The following is a 15,786-nucleotide window of genomic DNA, read 5'->3' on the forward strand; positions in this document are numbered from 1 at the left end:
GCTGGACGACGGACAATGCGAAAGTAGGCAGCCAATGGGCGCGATGATGGGTACTATTCTCTTCCTCGCGCTAGTGTCTCTCGTTTCTCATCCGCTCGCGAAGCGCTTTGGGCGCCGCGTGTTCTTGATCCTCGCAGCGAGTATGGCCGCCGTGCTCGGTGTATTCGTCGTATTGTCGCTCGAGGTGTTCGGGGGAGAGACGCTCGTCGAGCATCTCGAATGGATCCCGCAGCTCAACGTGAATCTCACGTTCCAGCTGGACCCGCTCTCGGCGCTGTTCGCCCTCCTCGTCACGGGCGCCGGCGCGCTCGTGCTGCTCTACTGCGCGCACTACTTCGACGACGGCGAGCTCGGCATTCCCCGCTTCGCCGCCGTGTTCATGGGCTTCGCGACGAGCATGCTTGGCCTCGTCATTGCCGACAACGTCTACCTGCTCTTCATCTTCTGGGAAGCGACGACGGTCTTCTCCTTCCTGCTCATCGGCCACGTGCTTCGACTTCGCACCGCGAACTCTGCCGCGCTCCAGGCGCTCATGATCACCACGCTCGGCGGACTCGCGATGCTCGTCGGGTTCGTGCTGATCGTGCAGGCGGGCGGGACGCCGCTGCTTTCGGAGATCATTGCCGATCCTCCGCAGGGGACGCTGGTGACGGTCGCGGTCTACCTGGTGCTGCTGGGTGCGATCTCTAAGTCCGCGATCTTCCCGCTGCACTTCTGGCTGCCCGGTGCCATGGCGGCTCCGACCCCGGTGAGCGCCTACCTGCACGCCGCGGCGATGGTGAAGGCGGGCGTGTACCTCATCGCGCGAATGAGCGAACCATTCGCAGACGTCCCGGGGTACCGCTGGACGCTCGTCATCCTCGGCGGCATCACCATGCTCGTTGGCGGGTTCCGTGCGCTCCGGCAGTTCGACATTAAGCTGATCGTCGCCCAGGGCACGGTGAGCCAGCTCGGCCTCCTCGTGATGGTCATCGGCGTCGGCGACCCGCGCGTGACCTTTGCCGGCCTCGTGCTGCTCTTTGCGCACGCGGTGGCCAAAGCGCCGCTGTTCCTCACCGTCGGCATCATCGACTATTCGACAGGCGTCCGCGATTTGCGCCGACTGAGCGGCATTGGCAAGCGGTTCCCCATCCTTGCCGTTGTCTCGCTCGTCGCGGCCGCGTCGATGGCAGGGCTGCCGCCATTCTTTGGCTTCATCGCGAAGGAGTCGGCCTTCGCCGAGCTGCTCGAGGTGGGCGCGTCGCAGCCCGCGGCCTACGTCGCGCTCGTGGTGGCCATCGTCGGCAGCATCCTGACTGTCACGTACATGATCAGGTTCATCTGGGGCGCGTTCGCGACGAAGCCCGGCGTCGAGCCCACCCCGATCGAAACCCGCGTGTCGCCCGGCATCGTCGTGGCGCCCGCCATGTTCGCTGCCATCGCCGTGCTCTACGGCGTCGCGTCGCCGATGCTCGACCCGCTCATTCGGGCCGCCGTCCCGGCGTCGCCACTCGGCGACCCCGAGCACCTCAGCATCTGGCACGGGTGGACGCTGCCGCTCCTGTTCTCCGCGGTGATCGTCGCGCTCGGCATCCTCGTGTTCTTCCCAGCTCGTCGCCTCGCGGTGACCCTGCCGCCACCGTCCGAGCGGTTCTCCGGGTCCCACGCCTACTGGGTGGCCACGCACGTCCTCGACACGATCGCGGTGAAGTTCACCTCGCTCACCCAGCGTGGCTCGCTGCCGTTCTACCTCGCGGTGATCCTCAGCGTCGTCGTGATCGCGCTCGGTGGCACCGTGCTGTCGGTGCAGCAGTGGCCGGAGGAGCTATCGCTCGTGTCGAGCCCCGTCGACATCCCGATTGCGATCGTCATGATCGTGGCCGCGCTGTTCGCGATGCGCGCCCGCACCCGCTTCCAGGGTGGCCTGCTCGTGGGCGTGACGGGCTACGGCATGGCGACGATCTTTGCGCTTCACGGCGCGCCCGATCTCGCGCTCACGCAGCTGCTCGTGGAGACTGTCACCCTGATCGCGTTCGTGCTCGTGATTCGCAGGCTCCCGGCGCACATGGCGTCGCGTCCGAAGGCGGCAAAGCGGGCGTTTAGGCTACTGCTCGGTACCGGCGTCGGGCTGGTGCTCGGCACCGTCGCTGTCATCTCGCTCGGGGCGCGCATTGCCGACCCGATCTCGCTCGGGCTGCCGCAGCTCGCCGTCGAGGGCGGCCACGGCTACAACGTCGTGAACGTGATGCTCGTCGACATCCGTGCGTGGGACACGATGGGGGAGCTGTCCGTGATTCTCGCGGCCGCGACCGGCGTGGCCTCGCTCGTCTTCTTGAACACGCGCAACGATCAGAGCCCGCACCTCAGCAGGCGCGAGGCGCGCAATGCGACGCGCGCGCACCTGCTCCGTGTCGCGGATCCCGAGGATCCCGCGAGCCGCATGAACTGGCTGCTCGCAGGCTCGTACCTGCGCCCGGAGCGCCGCTCGATCATCCTTGAGGTCGTCGTCCGACTGGTCTTCCACGGCCTGCTGATCCTGTCGGTGTTCCTCCTGCTGTCTGGCCACAACGCGCCCGGTGGCGGGTTCGCCGCTGGCCTGGTCGCCGGCCTCGCGCTCGTCGCCCGCTACCTCGCGGGTGGCCGGCACGAGCTCCGGGCGACGGTGTCGCTCGACGCCGGCCGGATCCTCGGCATCGGACTCGCGCTCGCGGTCACGATGGCGATCCTGCCGCTGTTCTTCGGCCAGCCCGCGCTCGCGTCGAGCTGGGTCGACATCGACCTCGGCCCGTTCGGCTCGCTGCCGCTTGTCACGTCCACGCTGTTTGATATCGGCGTCTACCTCGTGGTCTTCGGCCTCGTGCTCGACGTACTCAGGAGTCTCGGCTCGGAGATCGATGAACACGAAGAAGAAGAAGATCACGCCGAGTTTGCAGAGGAGGTTGCACGATGACAATGCCCCTCGTGTTGGTTGCGGTCATGGTCGTGATGTACATCGCGGGCGTGTACCTGCTGCTTGACCGGAGCCTCACCCGCATCATGCTCGGCTTCCTGCTCGTCGGCAACGCGACGAACCTCCTCATCTTCCTGATGTCTGGGGATTTCGGCGCAGCACCGATTGCGGGCGGGGACGAGGCGATCAGCGATCCGCTTCCGCAGGCGTTTATCCTCACCGCCATCGTGATCACCTTCGGCGTGAGCGCCTTCCTGCTCGCGTTGATCTATCGCTCGTGGCGTCTCGCACGCGTGAGCGACGACCACGTTGAGGACGACGCAGACGATCTCGCAATCGGCAGCGCGGAGACGCTCACCACCGGGCAGGTCACCGAGGAAGACCTCGAGGACGCCCCAGAGTTTGAGGAAGACGTGCCAGAAGACGAGACAGAGGGGGCCCGCAAGTGACGTTCCTCGTGCCCCTCGTCGTACTGATCCCGCTTGTTGGCGCGGCGCTCGCCCTCGCGGCGCCCGGTCGCGGCGCCCTGCAGCGCGGCATCACGCTCGTCGCGCTCACCGCGAGCTCGGTGCTCGGGATCGCGCTCATGTTCATCGTCGACCGCGGCGGACCGCTCGTGATGCAGGTGGGCGGCTGGGCCGCGCCATACGGCATCTCGCTCGTGGTCGACCGCGTCTCGGCGATCATGCTCGCCGTCTCCGCGGTGGTGCTCCTTGCGGTCTTCATCTTCTCGATCGGCCAGGGCCTCGCCGACGGCGATGAGGAGACCCCGGTCTCCATCTACTACCCGACCTACATGGTGCTCGGCGCTGGCGTCTTCAACGCGTTCATCGCGGGCGACCTCTTCAACCTGTACGTCGGTTTCGAGATCTTGCTCGTGTCGAGCTACGTGCTCATCACCCTCGGCGGCACCGCGCCCCGTATCCGGGCCGGCGTCACCTACGTCATCGTGTCGCTCGTGTCGTCGATCCTGTTCCTCGCCGCGATCGGCCTCGTCTACGGCGCCACGGGCACCGTGAACATGGCCCAGCTGCAGACGAGGATCGCTGAGCTTCCGAGCGACCTGCAGCTCATCCTCAACCTGGCGCTGCTGATCGCGTTCGGTATCAAGGCGGCGGTGTTCCCGCTCGCCTTCTGGCTGCCGGACTCCTACCCGACGGCTCCCGCACCGGTGACCGCGGTCTTTGCCGGCTTGCTGACAAAGGTCGGCGTGTACGCGATCATCCGCACGCAGACGATGCTGTTCCCGGAATCGAGCGTGGATCCATTACTCATGGTGATAGCGGCGCTCACCCTGCTCGTCGGCATCCTGGGGGCGATCTCGCAGCTTGACGTGAAGCGAATGCTCTCGTTCACGCTGATCAGCCATATCGGGTACATGATCTTCGGCATCGCGATCGCCACGTCCGCCGGTTTCGCGGCAACGATCTACTACATCGCGCACCACATTATCGTGCAGACGACGCTGTTCCTCGCGGTGGGGCTGATGGAACGCCAGGGCGGTACGACGTCACTCTCGGGGCTCGGCGGCATGCTGCGAAGTGCGCCGGTCATCGGAGTGCTGTTCTTCATCCCGATGCTGAACCTCGGCGGCATTCCGCCGTTCTCGGGGTTCCTCGGGAAGGTGGGCCTGTTCACGGCCGGCGCCGCCCTGCAGACCCCTGCCGCATACTGGCTCATTGGTATCGGCGCGCTCGTCTCGCTGCTGACGCTCTACGCGCTCGCCCGCGCATGGGTGCTCGCGTTCTGGCGGCCCAAGCCCGCCACCGCGGCGCCGGCCGGCCCCGCGAAGGAGCCCGCGAAGGCGCCGTCAACCGAGGCGCTCAGGCTGCGCGAGCGTGAGGAAGCGATGATCGAGCGGCTGCAAGACGCTCCCGACGCCGCGCCGACGCAGGAGCAGCGCGGTATTCCACGCCTCATGGTTGGAGCGACGGTCGGCATGATCGGCGTCAGCCTGGTACTCACGTTCGCGGCCGGTCCGCTGTTCGGGTACGCCGAGCGCGCGGGTGAGGATCTCGCGGCGCCCGACACGCTCGCGTCGCTCGTCCTCGACGGCGACCACCCGAACGGTGGCAGCGGGTCCACCGGAGCACCGGAGGAGGCACCCAATGGCTAAGCGCACGCCCCGCACGGTGACCGGCATGGAGCTCATCGTGCGCTTCCACGAGCTGCCGCTGCTTGTCGGCCTCGTCATCCTCTGGATGATGCTCTGGCGCGAGGCCTCGCTGCTCTCGCTCGTGAGCGGCATCGTCGTTTCGATCGTGATGATGCGCGTGTTCTACCTGCCGCCAGTGGCGCTCGCCGGCAGGTTTAACCCGTGGTACGCGCTGAGGTACCTCGGCTACTTCCTGTGGAACCTGTCGCGCGCCTCGTTCGAGGTCGCGTGGCTCGCGGTGCGGCCGGGGCCGGTGCCGATGACCTCGATCATTGCCGTTCGGCTCCGTACGAGCTCTGACTTCATCCTCACGGTCGTCGGCCTGACGATCTCACTCATCCCGGGCTCGCTCGTCGCCGAGGTGGATCGGTTCGGGTCGGTGCTGTACCTCCACGTGCTGAATACGCCGTCGCAGAAGTCGATCACGAAGATGCGGCACGACGTGTCCACGATCGAGCGGCTGCTCATTCTGACGCTTGGCTCGAAGGAAGAGGTAGCGGGGGTGCGCAAATGACGTTCGAACTTGTGATGTTCATCGCGATTGGCGTCGGGCTGACGTTCACCGCCCTCGCGGCGCTGATCCGGATCGTGCGCGGCCCGACGATCCTCGACCGCATGGTCGCCTCGGACGTGTTGCTGACGACGGTGATCCTCTCGCTCGGGGCCGACATGGTCGCGCGCAACCACACGGATTCCATCCCGATTATGGTCGCGATCGCAGCGACCGCGACGTTCGCGACGATCGTCGTCGCCCGGTACGTGAAGCGGCGCAGCGAGCAGGATCTGCCCGAGTCGGCGGGGGAGGCCGAGCATGTTTGACCAGATACTCGACGTCATCGCGCTGATCTGCCTGCTGCTCGCGGCGGCGCTCTCGGCGGCCGCCGGCATCGGACTGCTCCGCTTCACGGACGCGCTGAGCCGGCTGCACGCGGCGACGAAGCCGCAGATCTTCGGCCTGCTGCTCGTGGTCGCCGCGGTCGCGATCGATCAGCGCTCGCTTGGCGTGTTCCTCGCGCTCGTGCCGGTCTTCGTGTTCCAGGCGCTCACTGCGCCTACGGCGGCGCACATGGTTGGTCGTGCCGCGTACCGTACCGGGCAGCTCGACTCGCGCACGATCCTCGTCGACGAGCTTGGCCCAGCGGTCGAGCGGGCGACGGCGCGTGCGGCGGAGCAGGATCGCGAGCAGGCGCTCGCTGAAGAGGCTCGCGATCGCGAGCTCGAGGCGGAACATGCCGAGGGCGACCAGGCGCCCGGCAGGCCGCCGACGGTGAGCTAACCGGACACGCGAAACGGCCGGCCCCCTCCGTGTGGAGGGGGCCGGCCGTTTCACCACCAGCGCGCTCGGACGTGCGCGCGGCTTCCTACGCGTCGACGAGGTAGCGGCTGTATGCCGGCACCGTGAGGAACGTCGGGAAGGTGTCGCCGAGCGCGACGTCCGCGAACAGCTCCGCCGCGTCGTCGTAGCGGTCGCCCTCGAAGCGCTCGAAGCCGCGAACGGTCTCTGCGAGGATCTCGGTCACCCACGCGCGGGTGATGGGCGTGCCGTCAGCGGTGCGCTGATCCTGGTGGATCCACTGCCAGATCTGCGAGCGGCTGATCTCGGCGGTCGCCGCGTCCTCCATGAGATTGTCGATCGCGGCGGCGCCGACGCCACGGAGCCAGGACTCGATGTACCGGACGCCGATCGAGACGTTGTCGCGCACGCCTGCCTCGGTGATGTCGCGACCGATGTGCACGTCGAGCAGCTGCGCGGCGGTCACCTCGACGTCGTCGCGCTGGCGGTCGACCTGGTTCGGGCGATCGCCGAGCACGGCATCGAACTCCGCCTTCGCAACCGGAATGAGGTCTGGGTGTGCCACCCAGGTGCCGTCAAAGCCGTCCGCGGCCTCGCGGCTCTTGTCTGCACGCACCTTTTCCTCAGCGAGGCGGGTGACCTCGGGGTCGCGACGGTTCGGGATGAACGCGCTCATGCCGCCGATCGCGTGCGCGCCGCGCCGGTGGCTCGTCTTCACGAGCAGCTCGGTGTACGCGCGCATGAACGGTACCGTCATGGTGACCTCGCTGCGGTCGGGCATCACGAAGCGCGCGCCGCGGCCGCGGTAGTTCTTGATGATCGAGAAGATGTAGTCCCACCGGCCCGCGTTCAGGCCCGCCATGTGGTCGCGCAGCACGTACAGGATCTCCTCCATCTCAAACGCTGCGGGCAGCGTCTCGATGAGCACGGTGGCGCGGATCGTGCCGTGAGCGAGGCCGAGGCGCTCCTCGGTGTAGCTGAAGATGTCATCCCACAGCTTCGCCTCTTCGCTCGACTCGAGCTTCGCGATGTAGAAGTACGGGCCGTGACCGTTCTCGATGAGCTGCTTCGCGTTGTGGAAGGCGTAGAGGCCGAAGTCGACGAGGCTGCCGGAGGCTGCGCCCTGCTGGCCCTGCGCGTCGGTGAACCGGATGTGCTTCTCTACGAGGTGCCAGCCGCGCGGCCGCATCACGATAGTCGGGGTCTCCGTCGCCGTGACGCGGTACTCCTTGCCCTCGGGGCTCGTGTACTCGAGCTTGCCGCGGATCGCGTCGAACAGCGACAGCTGGCCGCCGATGACGTTGCGCCAGGTCGGGCTCGTGGCGTCCTCCTGGTCTGCGAGCCAGACCTTCGCGCCCGAGTTCATCGCGTTGATCGTCATCTTCGGGTCGGTCGGGCCGGTGATCTCGACGCGGCGGTCCTCGAGGCCGGGAGCGGGGGCCGCGACCTGCCACGAGGCGTCCTCGCGGATGTGCCGGGTGTCCTCGCGGAACTTGGGGTCGCGGCCGTTGCCGATCTCGTACCGGCGACGCTGCCGGTCGGCGAGGCGTTCGTGGCGGGTGCTCGCGAAGCGCTGATGCAGCTCGGTGAGGAACGCGAGCGCTTCCGGGGTGAGGATCTCGTCGGAGCGGTCGAAGGGACGGCCGCTGACCTCGAGCTTGGGCGCGTGGGTCGTGGGGGAGAACGTGCGTGTCCGCTCAGCGGTTGCGGTTGGAGTGTTCATGTCGGTGTCCTTAGCGTGATGGGTGCGCCGGCTCCGGTGGTGAATCGGTGTCGGTGCGTGTGTGGTGAAGCCGCTGGGTGTTGCTGCTGGACCCCGGGGTCGGTGTCGTTCGCCATTGATGACTTCGTGAACCCGATCCCCGGGGGAATTGCCTGGTGTGCTTCTATCCTGGACCCGGAGTTTGCCCGTCGAGCCGCATCTGTAGCGAGAAATAATGGGGTTTTTCTGCTTGCCGAAAGATTTTCGCTCTGTCACCATGGAGGCATGACGATCGAAGCACTCGACCTCGCCCCCGCAGAGCCCGAGGCGGACGCCGGCGACGCGCTGACGCTCGGGCGCCGGATCCGCGAGCGCCGCACCGAACTCGGCATGACCCTCGAGCAGCTCGCGCAGGCCGTCGACCGCGCGCCCTCGCAGCTGTCCGCGCTCGAGAACGGCAAGCGCGAGCCCCGGCTCCCGCTGCTGCGCGCGCTCGCGTCAGCCCTCCAGTCCACCGTCGACGAGCTTCTCCTCGACGAGGCGCCGAGCGAGCGAGCCGCCCTCGAGATCTCCGTCGAGCGGGCGCAACGCGGCGCCGTGTTCAGGTCGCTCGGGCTGCAGCCCATCCGCGTATCGAAGGCAACAAACGATGAGACGCTGCGCGCGATCATCGGCCTGCACCAGGAGGTCGAGCGGCTCCACAGCGAGCGCGCCGCGACGCCGGAGGAGGCCCGCCGCGCCAACACCGAGCTCCGGGCGGGCATGCGCGTCGCCAACAACTACTATCCCGACCTCGAACGGGCTGCGGCGGAACTGCTCGACAGCGTCGGCTACTCGGGCGGGCCGGTGCTCCAGCAGACCGTGGCAAAGGTCGCCGAGAAGCTCGGGTTCACGCTGCACTACGTCAGCGACCTGCCGCACTCGACGCGGTCGGTGATTGATCGCCGCAACGGCAGGATCTACCTGAGCGCGAATTTGCCGTCGCGCGACGCCCGCGCCCCGATCCTGCGCGCCCTCGGGAGCCTCGTCTGCGGGCACGAGGAGCCGCGGAACTACGGCGACTTCCTCAAGCAGCGTGTCGAGGTGAACTACCTCGCGGGCGCGGTGCTGCTGCCGGAGGCCGCCGCGGTCGAATCGCTGCGCGACGCGAAGAAGCGCCGCGAAATCTCGATGGAGGATCTGCGCGACGCATTCGCCGTCTCCTACGAGATGGCGGCGCACCGGTTCACAAACCTCGCAACCGAGTGGCTCGACCTCAACGTGCACTTCATGAAGGCGCACGAGTCGGGCACCCTGATCAAGGCGTACGAGAACGACGGCGTGCGCTTCCCGTCCGACGCGCTCGGCAACCTCGAGGGCGCGATGGTGTGCCGCAACTGGACGGCGCGGACCGTGTTCGCCCAGCCCGACTTCTTCAACCCGTGGTACCAGTACACGGATATGGCGGCGGGCGGCACCTACTGGTGCACCTCGCGTCTCGAGAACGCGAAGGAGGGCCAGTACTCGGTGAGCGTCGGCGTGCGTTTCGAGGACGTGAAGTGGTTCCGCGGGCGCGAGACGCAGCACCGGTCGCAGTCGTTCTGCCCCGACGAGCGCTGCTGCCGGCGCGCCTCCAGCGAGCTGACGCAGAAGTGGCAGGCGTCGGCCTGGCCGGAGGCCGCAACGCCGACGAGCCTGCTCGCCGCGCTGCCTACCGGCACATTCCCAGGCGTCGACTCGCACGAGGTCTACGAGTTCCTCGAGTCCCACGAATAGCGGGCTGCGGGGGACTCGGCGGCGCCCCTCGGGCGCGCGCGCACGAGCCGTGACGACCCATTTCGAGCGCAGGGATGCGCCGCGATGCCTCACTGCGATAGCGTAGAGGGAAAGTATCGAGGCTCGAGCCTCGACGAGGATGAGACAGGTGAGACAGTGGTGAGCGAGAAGCGGAATAAGGATACCGAGGTACGCGCCACGGAGCAGTTCCGTGAGGATCTGAACGCGATGATTCGCGCGCAGGTCACCGACCTCACTGTTGACGAGCTTGAGGCCGTGCAGTCGCTGCCGTCGGGCGCCGCGCTGCTCGTCGTGCGCCGCGGCCCGGACCTCGGCGCACGCTTCCTGCTCGATCAGGATTCGACGGTCGCGGGCCGCCACCCGGCCGCCGACATCTTCCTCGACGACGTGACGGTGTCGCGCAAGCACGCCGAGTTCAAGCGCCGCGGCACCGTCTTCTCGGTGCTCGATCGTGGCTCGCTGAACGGCACCTACTGCAACGGTGAGCGCATCGACGGCGAGGTCGTGCTCGAGGACGGCGTGGAGGTGCAGGTGGGCAAGTTCCGCTTCACCTTCTTCGCGTCCCGGTTTGATCTCCCAGGCTCCTTCTGATGGGAGCGGCGCAACTGCGGGCGGTGCCCGTAGGGCTTCTCAGCATCGGTCAGGTGCTCGCTGCGCTGCAGGAGGACTTCGCTGACCTGACGCCCTCGAAGCTGCGGTTCCTCGAGGATCAGGGACTCGTGACGCCCGAGCGCACAAAGTCGGGCTACCGGAAGTTTTCGCAGGAGCACGTCGAGCGCGTACGTCTGGTGCTGACGCTGCAGCGCGACCACTATCTTCCGCTGAAGAAGATCGCGGAGGTGCTCGAGGAGCTCGACGCCGGGCGCGATCCCGTGATCCCCGGCGCCTCGCAGCGTAGCGCGTCGACGATCCTGTCGTCGAAGGAAGTGCTCTCGAGTGACGAGCTCTGCCACGCTGCGGCGACGAACAAGCGGTTCCTTGGCGAGGCGATCGCCGCGGGCCTGCTGCCGGCCACCGAGGTGTTCCCGTTCGACTCGATCGCCCAGCTGAACGCGCTCGTGCGCCTCGCGCAGGCGGGCCTCACGCCCCGCCATCTGCGCTCCCTCAGGATCGCCGCCGAGCGCGAAGCTGAGATGCTCGCGCACGCGGTGTCGTCGCGCGGCGAGAAGCAGGGATCGCCGAGCGCGGTGGACGGCTCGCTCGAACTCGTCGAGTATCTCGAGACCGTCCGCTCCGGCGTGTTGCGCCGCAAGTTTGGCGCCCTGTAAAACGGCGTGATTCCGCTGAATTCTCACCTTCAACTAGAACCTTAAGGTCGAAAACGGAATTCGCTGCCCGCGGTCGTTGCCTCGGGGGCCTCTCGCCGATAGCGTTAGGTGAATTGAGCACAACGCGAGAGAGGGATGTCATGGAGCACATCGAACCGCCATTCGGCGGGAGCGGCACTGGTGCTGGGGAGTACCTGGATTCCGCAGAGATGCTGTTCAGCGACGGGCTTCCCCAGCCGAACATCGACGGCGGCTTCAAGGGCGCCGTCGCCGCGCGTGCTGCAGGCATCACCTACCGCCAGCTTGACTACTGGGCGCGCACCGGGCTCGTCGAGCCGACCGTGCGTGGCGCGAGCGGTTCGGGCTCGCAGCGGCTGTACGGGTTCCGCGACATCCTCGTGCTGAAGCTCGTGAAGCGCCTGCTCGACACGGGTATCTCGCTGCAGCAGATCCGCACCGCCGTCGCCCAGCTCCACGAGGCGGGCGTCCACGACCTGTCGCAGACCACGCTCATGAGCGACGGCGCTGGCGTCTACCTGTGCACCTCGAACGACGAGGTTATCGACCTCGTGAGCCGCGGCCAGGGCGTGTTCGGCATCGCCGTCGGCAAGGTGCTGCGCGAGGTCGAGACCTCGCTCGTCGACCTCGACGATCACCGTGAGAAGGCCGCCGACGACTCCTCGCTGAGCGACGAGCTGGCTGCGCGTCGCGCGGCCCGCAAGACCTCCTAGCGCCCGGCCGGCCGCGGCTCCACTATGGCCGGCTCTTGACCTAGCTTTGCTCGGCCCCTGGCTCCGCCATGGCCGGCTCTTGACCTAGCTTTCCCCGGCCCCTGGCTCCGCCATGGCTGGCTCTTGACCTAGCTTTGCCCCTGGCTCCGCAGCCATGCCGAGTCTCCCCGCGCCCGCGCTGCGTATGTGATCGACGCTTCGTATGCCACGGTGCCACGAAAGCTGCATTGGTACGGCCGTTCCCATGCGGTGGCGCTGGAGATTCTCCGGGCTTGCCGGGGCCTTTGGGGTCGCCGGGGCCTTTGGGGTCGCCGGGGCCTTCGGGGTCGCCGGGCTTGTCGGGCCTGCCGGGCATGTCGGAGTCGGCTGAGGTGGCGCCTTTCGGGCGCACGCCGCGGGATTCTACGTAGCTACGTGGGGACACCCGTGGACGTCCCGGCTGCGCACTGGGGGAGAGCCATGCCTGGTAGCGCGGAATGCTCTCGACTCTCGATGGCAGGCGCAGGTATTACCCGGCACCCTGGGGTATGCCTCAGGGACTGCCAGGTGCGACCGAGCAGCCCCTGATCTAAGATCCTGGCTCAGGCTACGGAGTGAGCCTCTGGGGCCGAATCACCCGCACCGAGGTGGCGCTAGGCCTGCTTGGCCTGAGCTGCGGCCTGGCCGGCGGACCGGAGCACGCGGTCGAGGACCAGATCAAAGTTTGCGGCCATCTCCTGCGCCGGCTCGCCGGGCCAGAGGTGCACGGGCTTCGCCGCACCCTGCGCCTGCTGCAGTGCGGGGCGCTCTGGAAGCTGCGGGTTGAGCACGAGGGGGCCGAACATCTCACGCAGCTCGCGGATGCGGAACTGGTGCTCCATCGACTGCGGCTGCGTGCGGTTGATGAGGATGCCGAGGGGCTGCAGTCGGGGGCTCACGCCGCGGCGGATCTCCTCGATTGCGCGCAGCGCGCGGTCGGTCGCTGCGACGGCGAACAGGCTCGGCTCGGTGACGATGAGGACGCGGTCGCTCGCCGCCCACGCGGTACGCGTCAGTGCGTTCAGCGAGGGAGCGGAGTCGATGATGGCGAGATCGTAGTCGGCCTCGACGGTTGCGAGCGCCTCCTCGAGCTTCCAGATGTCGCGTGCCGACGGATGCGGTCCGTCGAAGTTGATGGCGGAGGGGCTGCCGACGAGCAGGTCGATCTTGCCGCCCTCGTGGAACTCGTTCCAGCCGCTCGGGGCGATCGCGGAACGCACGACCTTCTCCTTGGGCGACTCAAGCACGTCGGCGACGTTCGCGAAGCCCTCCGGGTCGACTGCGAGCCCAGTGGAGACGTCGGACTGCGGATCGAGATCGACGACCAGCGTCCTGAGTCCACGAGAGAACGCCGCCGACGCAATGCCGAGACTTACGGTCGTCTTTCCTACGCCACCTTTGAGGGAGCTCACACTCAGTACATGCACGTTTCGAGCTTACTGGATTCCGGTTGGAAACAGGTGGGTGTTCTTCGGAACCGGGGCAATTTCGCTCGACCCGATAGCATCGAAGCTATGGCAAAACGCGAGATTCGACTGTTCGGGGATCCGGTGCTGCGCACCGTCTGCGACAAGGTGACCGAGATCGATTCAGGGGTTCAGGCGATGGTCGCCGACCTCGTTGAAACGGTCGACGAGCCGGGCCGCGCCGGGCTCGCCTCGACGCAGATCGGGTACACGCTGCGCGCGTTCAGCCTGAACATTGACGGCCACATCGAGTACGTGCTGAACCCGGAACTCGTCGAGGTGTCGGGGGAGCCCGTGCCCACTGGCGAGGGCTGCCTGTCGGTTCCCGATCTCTGGTTCGAGGTCATGCGATACCCGTACGCGAAAGTGCGCGGCATCGATCTCGACGGCAACGAGATCACCATCGAGGGCGAGGGGCTGAAGGCCCAGGCGCTGCAGCACGAGTGCGATCACCTCGACGGGAAGCTCTACATTTCTCGGCTCGACCGCGAGGCCCGGGGCGAAGCAATGCGCCAGATCCGTACCTCCGCCTGGTTCTAGCGGACTCGCCGCCGAACAACGCAGAAGGGGCGCTCCGACGTTCAGGTCGGAGCGCCCCCAGCGCTGTGTGCGTCGGCTAGTGCTGCGTCTGCAGCGCCTCGGTCTGCGGGTTCTCACCGTAGATGTCGGCGATCTCCGACGCGAAGTCGCGCAGGATGTTGTCGCGCTTGATGCTCATCTTCGGCGTGAGGTGACCGTTCGCCTCGACGAAGTCGGTCGGCAGGATGACGAACTTACGGATCGACTCGGCCCGAGACACGTACTTGTTGCCCTCGTCGACGGCGCGCTGCACCTCTGCGAGCACCTTCGGGTGGCGCGAGGCCTCCTCGACTGTCATGTCGGGGTTCTCGCCCTGGTTCTTCAGCCAGGCAGGCAGCATTTCCATGTCGAGGGTCACGAGCGCCGCGATGAACGGCTTCTGCTCGCCGACCGCTACGACCTGGCTGATGATCGTGTTCGCGCGGATCGGGTCTTCGAGCGCCGCCGGAGCGACGTTCTTGCCACCCGCCGTGACGATGATCTCCTTCTTGCGGCCCGTGATTGAGAGGTAGCCGTCGCTATCGAGCGAGCCGAGATCGCCGGTCTTGAAGAACCCGTCCTCGGTAAAGACGGCCTTGGTGGCCTCAGGGTTGTTCCAGTACTCCTTGAAGACGTCGATGCCCTTCACCTCGATCTCGCCGTCCTCGGCGATTCGAACGGTGTGGCCGGGCAGCGCGGGGCCGACGGTGCCGATCTTGAACTTGTCGGGAAGGTTCACCGTGACCGGGGCGGTCGTCTCGGTGAGGCCGTAGCCCTCAAGGATCTTGATCCCGAGGCTCCGGTAGAAGTGGCCGAGGTACTGGCTGAGCGGGGCGGAGCCCGAGACGGCATACTTGACGCGGCCGCCGAGCTTCTCGCGCAGCTTCGAGTACACGAGCTTGTCGAACACCTTGAACTTGAGTCCGAGCATGAATGGCACGTTGCCGGCGTCGAGCGCCTCCGAGTGCTCGACGGCGACCCTCGCCGCGGCCCGGAAGATCTTGCCCTTGCCCTCGGCCTCGGTCGACTGCTCGGCCGAGTTGTAGACCTTCTCGAAGACGCGCGGGACCGCGAGGAGGAACGTCGGGTGGAAGGTGCTCAGCGCCGGAAGCAGCTGCGTGGTGTCGGCCTGGTGCCCGACCCGGACGCCACCGTGGACGCACAGGACAGAGATGAAGCGGGCGAAGACGTGCGCGAGCGTCACGAAGAGCAGCGTCGCCGCCCCTGGCTGCTGGACGAGCTCCGACAGCGCGCCACCAGCGTTGCGCGACAGGTCAACGAAGTTCGAGTGGGTGAGCACGCAGCCCTTCGGGCGGCCCGTGGAGCCCGACGTGTAGATCAGCGTCGCAATGTCGTCGCCCGAGGCGAGGTTGCGGCGGCGCTCGATCTCGGCGTCCTCAACGCCAGCGCCCTGCGAGCTCAGCGTCGCGATTGCGCCCTCGTCGAGGCGCCAGACCAGGTCGACCTTCGTCAGCTCGTCCTGCACCTCGGCAAACCTGCCGAACTGGTCGCCGGTCTCGATCATGAACCCGCGAGCGCCCGAGTCTTCAAGGATCCAGTGGATCTGCAGGGCGGACGAGGTCTCGTAGACGGGGACCATGACCGCGCCCGCGTAGTGCAGCGCGAAGTCGACGAGCGTCCACTCGTAGCTCGTCTTGCACATGAACGCGATGTGGTCGCCGGGTTCGACGCCGGCCGCGACGAACCCCTTGGCGAGGGCAACGACCTGGTTCCGGAACTCGGTCGCCGTGATGTCGGTCCAGCCGCCGTTCGACGGCGTCGCGAAGAGGGCGCGGTCGGGGGTGGCCGCCACCCGCTGTTCCAGAAGGTCTGTAATGTTATCCTCGGGAACCGGGGGAACGAGCAGTGGTGTTTCTGACAGCTTCACG

Annotated in this window: 14 protein-coding genes; 11 read left to right on the forward strand and 3 right to left on the reverse strand. The window is 67.2% G+C overall.

Annotation, left to right across the window (positions count from 1 at the left end):
- Positions 1 to 46 precede the first annotated feature (46 nt).
- Genes BJ960_RS06530 through mnhG form a run of 6 tightly spaced genes read left to right on the forward strand, consistent with a single transcriptional unit; the run spans position 47 to position 6,360 of the window.
- Entirely contained in the window at positions 47 to 2,929 is a 2,883-nt protein-coding gene (locus tag BJ960_RS06530) for a Na+/H+ antiporter subunit A (RefSeq protein ID WP_244960240.1), read from the forward strand.
- Positions 2,926 to 3,378: a Na(+)/H(+) antiporter subunit C gene (locus BJ960_RS06535; protein ID WP_121078533.1), complete on the forward strand. Its 453-nt coding sequence runs from the start codon at positions 2,926 to 2,928 to the stop codon at positions 3,376 to 3,378. The genes BJ960_RS06530 and BJ960_RS06535 overlap by 4 nt, the downstream gene beginning before the upstream one ends.
- Positions 3,375 to 5,045: a Na+/H+ antiporter subunit D gene (locus BJ960_RS06540; protein WP_185986707.1), complete on the forward strand. Its 1,671-nt coding sequence runs from the start codon at positions 3,375 to 3,377 to the stop codon at positions 5,043 to 5,045. Before BJ960_RS06535 ends, BJ960_RS06540 begins: the two co-directional genes overlap by 4 nt.
- Positions 5,038 to 5,598 carry a Na+/H+ antiporter subunit E gene (locus BJ960_RS06545; protein WP_121078529.1) on the forward strand — a complete coding sequence of 187 codons (561 nt, stop codon included), beginning with the start codon at positions 5,038 to 5,040 and terminating at the stop codon, positions 5,596 to 5,598. Before BJ960_RS06540 ends, BJ960_RS06545 begins: the two co-directional genes overlap by 8 nt.
- The gene (locus BJ960_RS06550; protein ID WP_185986708.1) at positions 5,595 to 5,903 is read left to right on the forward strand and encodes an MrpF/PhaF family protein; all 309 of its coding nucleotides are present in this window, start codon (positions 5,595 to 5,597) and stop codon (positions 5,901 to 5,903) included. The genes BJ960_RS06545 and BJ960_RS06550 overlap by 4 nt, the downstream gene beginning before the upstream one ends.
- On the forward strand, positions 5,896 to 6,360 hold the full coding sequence (gene mnhG / locus BJ960_RS06555) for a monovalent cation/H(+) antiporter subunit G (RefSeq protein WP_185986709.1): 465 nt from the start codon (positions 5,896 to 5,898) through the stop codon (positions 6,358 to 6,360). The genes BJ960_RS06550 and mnhG overlap by 8 nt, the downstream gene beginning before the upstream one ends.
- Before the next feature lie 85 nt (positions 6,361 to 6,445).
- On the opposite strand, the gene aceB is transcribed toward mnhG, so the two are convergent.
- Positions 6,446 to 8,101, reverse strand: a complete 1,656-nt coding sequence (gene aceB / locus BJ960_RS06560; RefSeq protein ID WP_185986710.1) for a malate synthase A — start codon at positions 8,099 to 8,101, stop codon at positions 6,446 to 6,448.
- A gap of 264 nt (positions 8,102 to 8,365) precedes the next feature.
- On the opposite strand from aceB, the gene BJ960_RS06565 reads away from it, so the two are divergent.
- The 4 genes from BJ960_RS06565 (at position 8,366) to BJ960_RS06580 (ending at position 11,855) form a co-directional block, all read left to right on the forward strand.
- A complete protein-coding gene (locus BJ960_RS06565) occupies positions 8,366 to 9,835 on the forward strand; it encodes an XRE family transcriptional regulator (RefSeq protein ID WP_121078523.1) in 1,470 nt (489 codons plus the stop codon).
- Positions 9,836 to 9,994: 159 nt separating this feature from the next.
- A complete protein-coding gene (locus tag BJ960_RS06570) occupies positions 9,995 to 10,447 on the forward strand; it encodes an FHA domain-containing protein (protein ID WP_259125173.1) in 453 nt (150 codons plus the stop codon).
- Positions 10,447 to 11,124 (forward strand): transcriptional regulator FtsR, encoded by a 678-nt coding sequence (gene ftsR / locus BJ960_RS06575; RefSeq protein WP_121078521.1) that lies wholly within the window; start codon positions 10,447 to 10,449, stop codon positions 11,122 to 11,124. The genes BJ960_RS06570 and ftsR overlap by 1 nt, the downstream gene beginning before the upstream one ends.
- Positions 11,125 to 11,333: 209 nt before the next feature.
- Positions 11,334 to 11,855 carry a MerR family transcriptional regulator gene (locus BJ960_RS06580; protein ID WP_237463835.1) on the forward strand — a complete coding sequence of 174 codons (522 nt, stop codon included), beginning with the start codon at positions 11,334 to 11,336 and terminating at the stop codon, positions 11,853 to 11,855.
- 632 nt (positions 11,856 to 12,487) lie between these two features.
- Here BJ960_RS06580 and BJ960_RS06585 read toward each other — a convergent pair.
- Positions 12,488 to 13,300, reverse strand: a complete 813-nt coding sequence (locus tag BJ960_RS06585) for a ParA family protein (protein ID WP_185986712.1) — start codon at positions 13,298 to 13,300, stop codon at positions 12,488 to 12,490.
- Between the two features lie 87 nt (positions 13,301 to 13,387).
- Between BJ960_RS06585 and def the strand changes: the two genes are divergently transcribed.
- Positions 13,388 to 13,879 carry a peptide deformylase gene (gene def / locus BJ960_RS06590; RefSeq protein ID WP_121078517.1) on the forward strand — a complete coding sequence of 164 codons (492 nt, stop codon included), beginning with the start codon at positions 13,388 to 13,390 and terminating at the stop codon, positions 13,877 to 13,879.
- 76 nt (positions 13,880 to 13,955) lie between these two features.
- Here the strand turns inward: def and BJ960_RS06595 are convergent, their stop codons facing one another.
- Positions 13,956 to 15,785: an AMP-dependent synthetase/ligase gene (locus tag BJ960_RS06595; RefSeq protein ID WP_307814746.1), complete on the reverse strand. Its 1,830-nt coding sequence runs from the start codon at positions 15,783 to 15,785 to the stop codon at positions 13,956 to 13,958.
- Between the last annotated feature and the right edge of the window lies 1 nt (position 15,786).

Origin of the sequence: Leucobacter aridicollis, from assembly GCF_013409595.1 — a bacterium.
Classification (GTDB): domain Bacteria; phylum Actinomycetota; class Actinomycetes; order Actinomycetales; family Microbacteriaceae; genus Leucobacter; species Leucobacter aridicollis.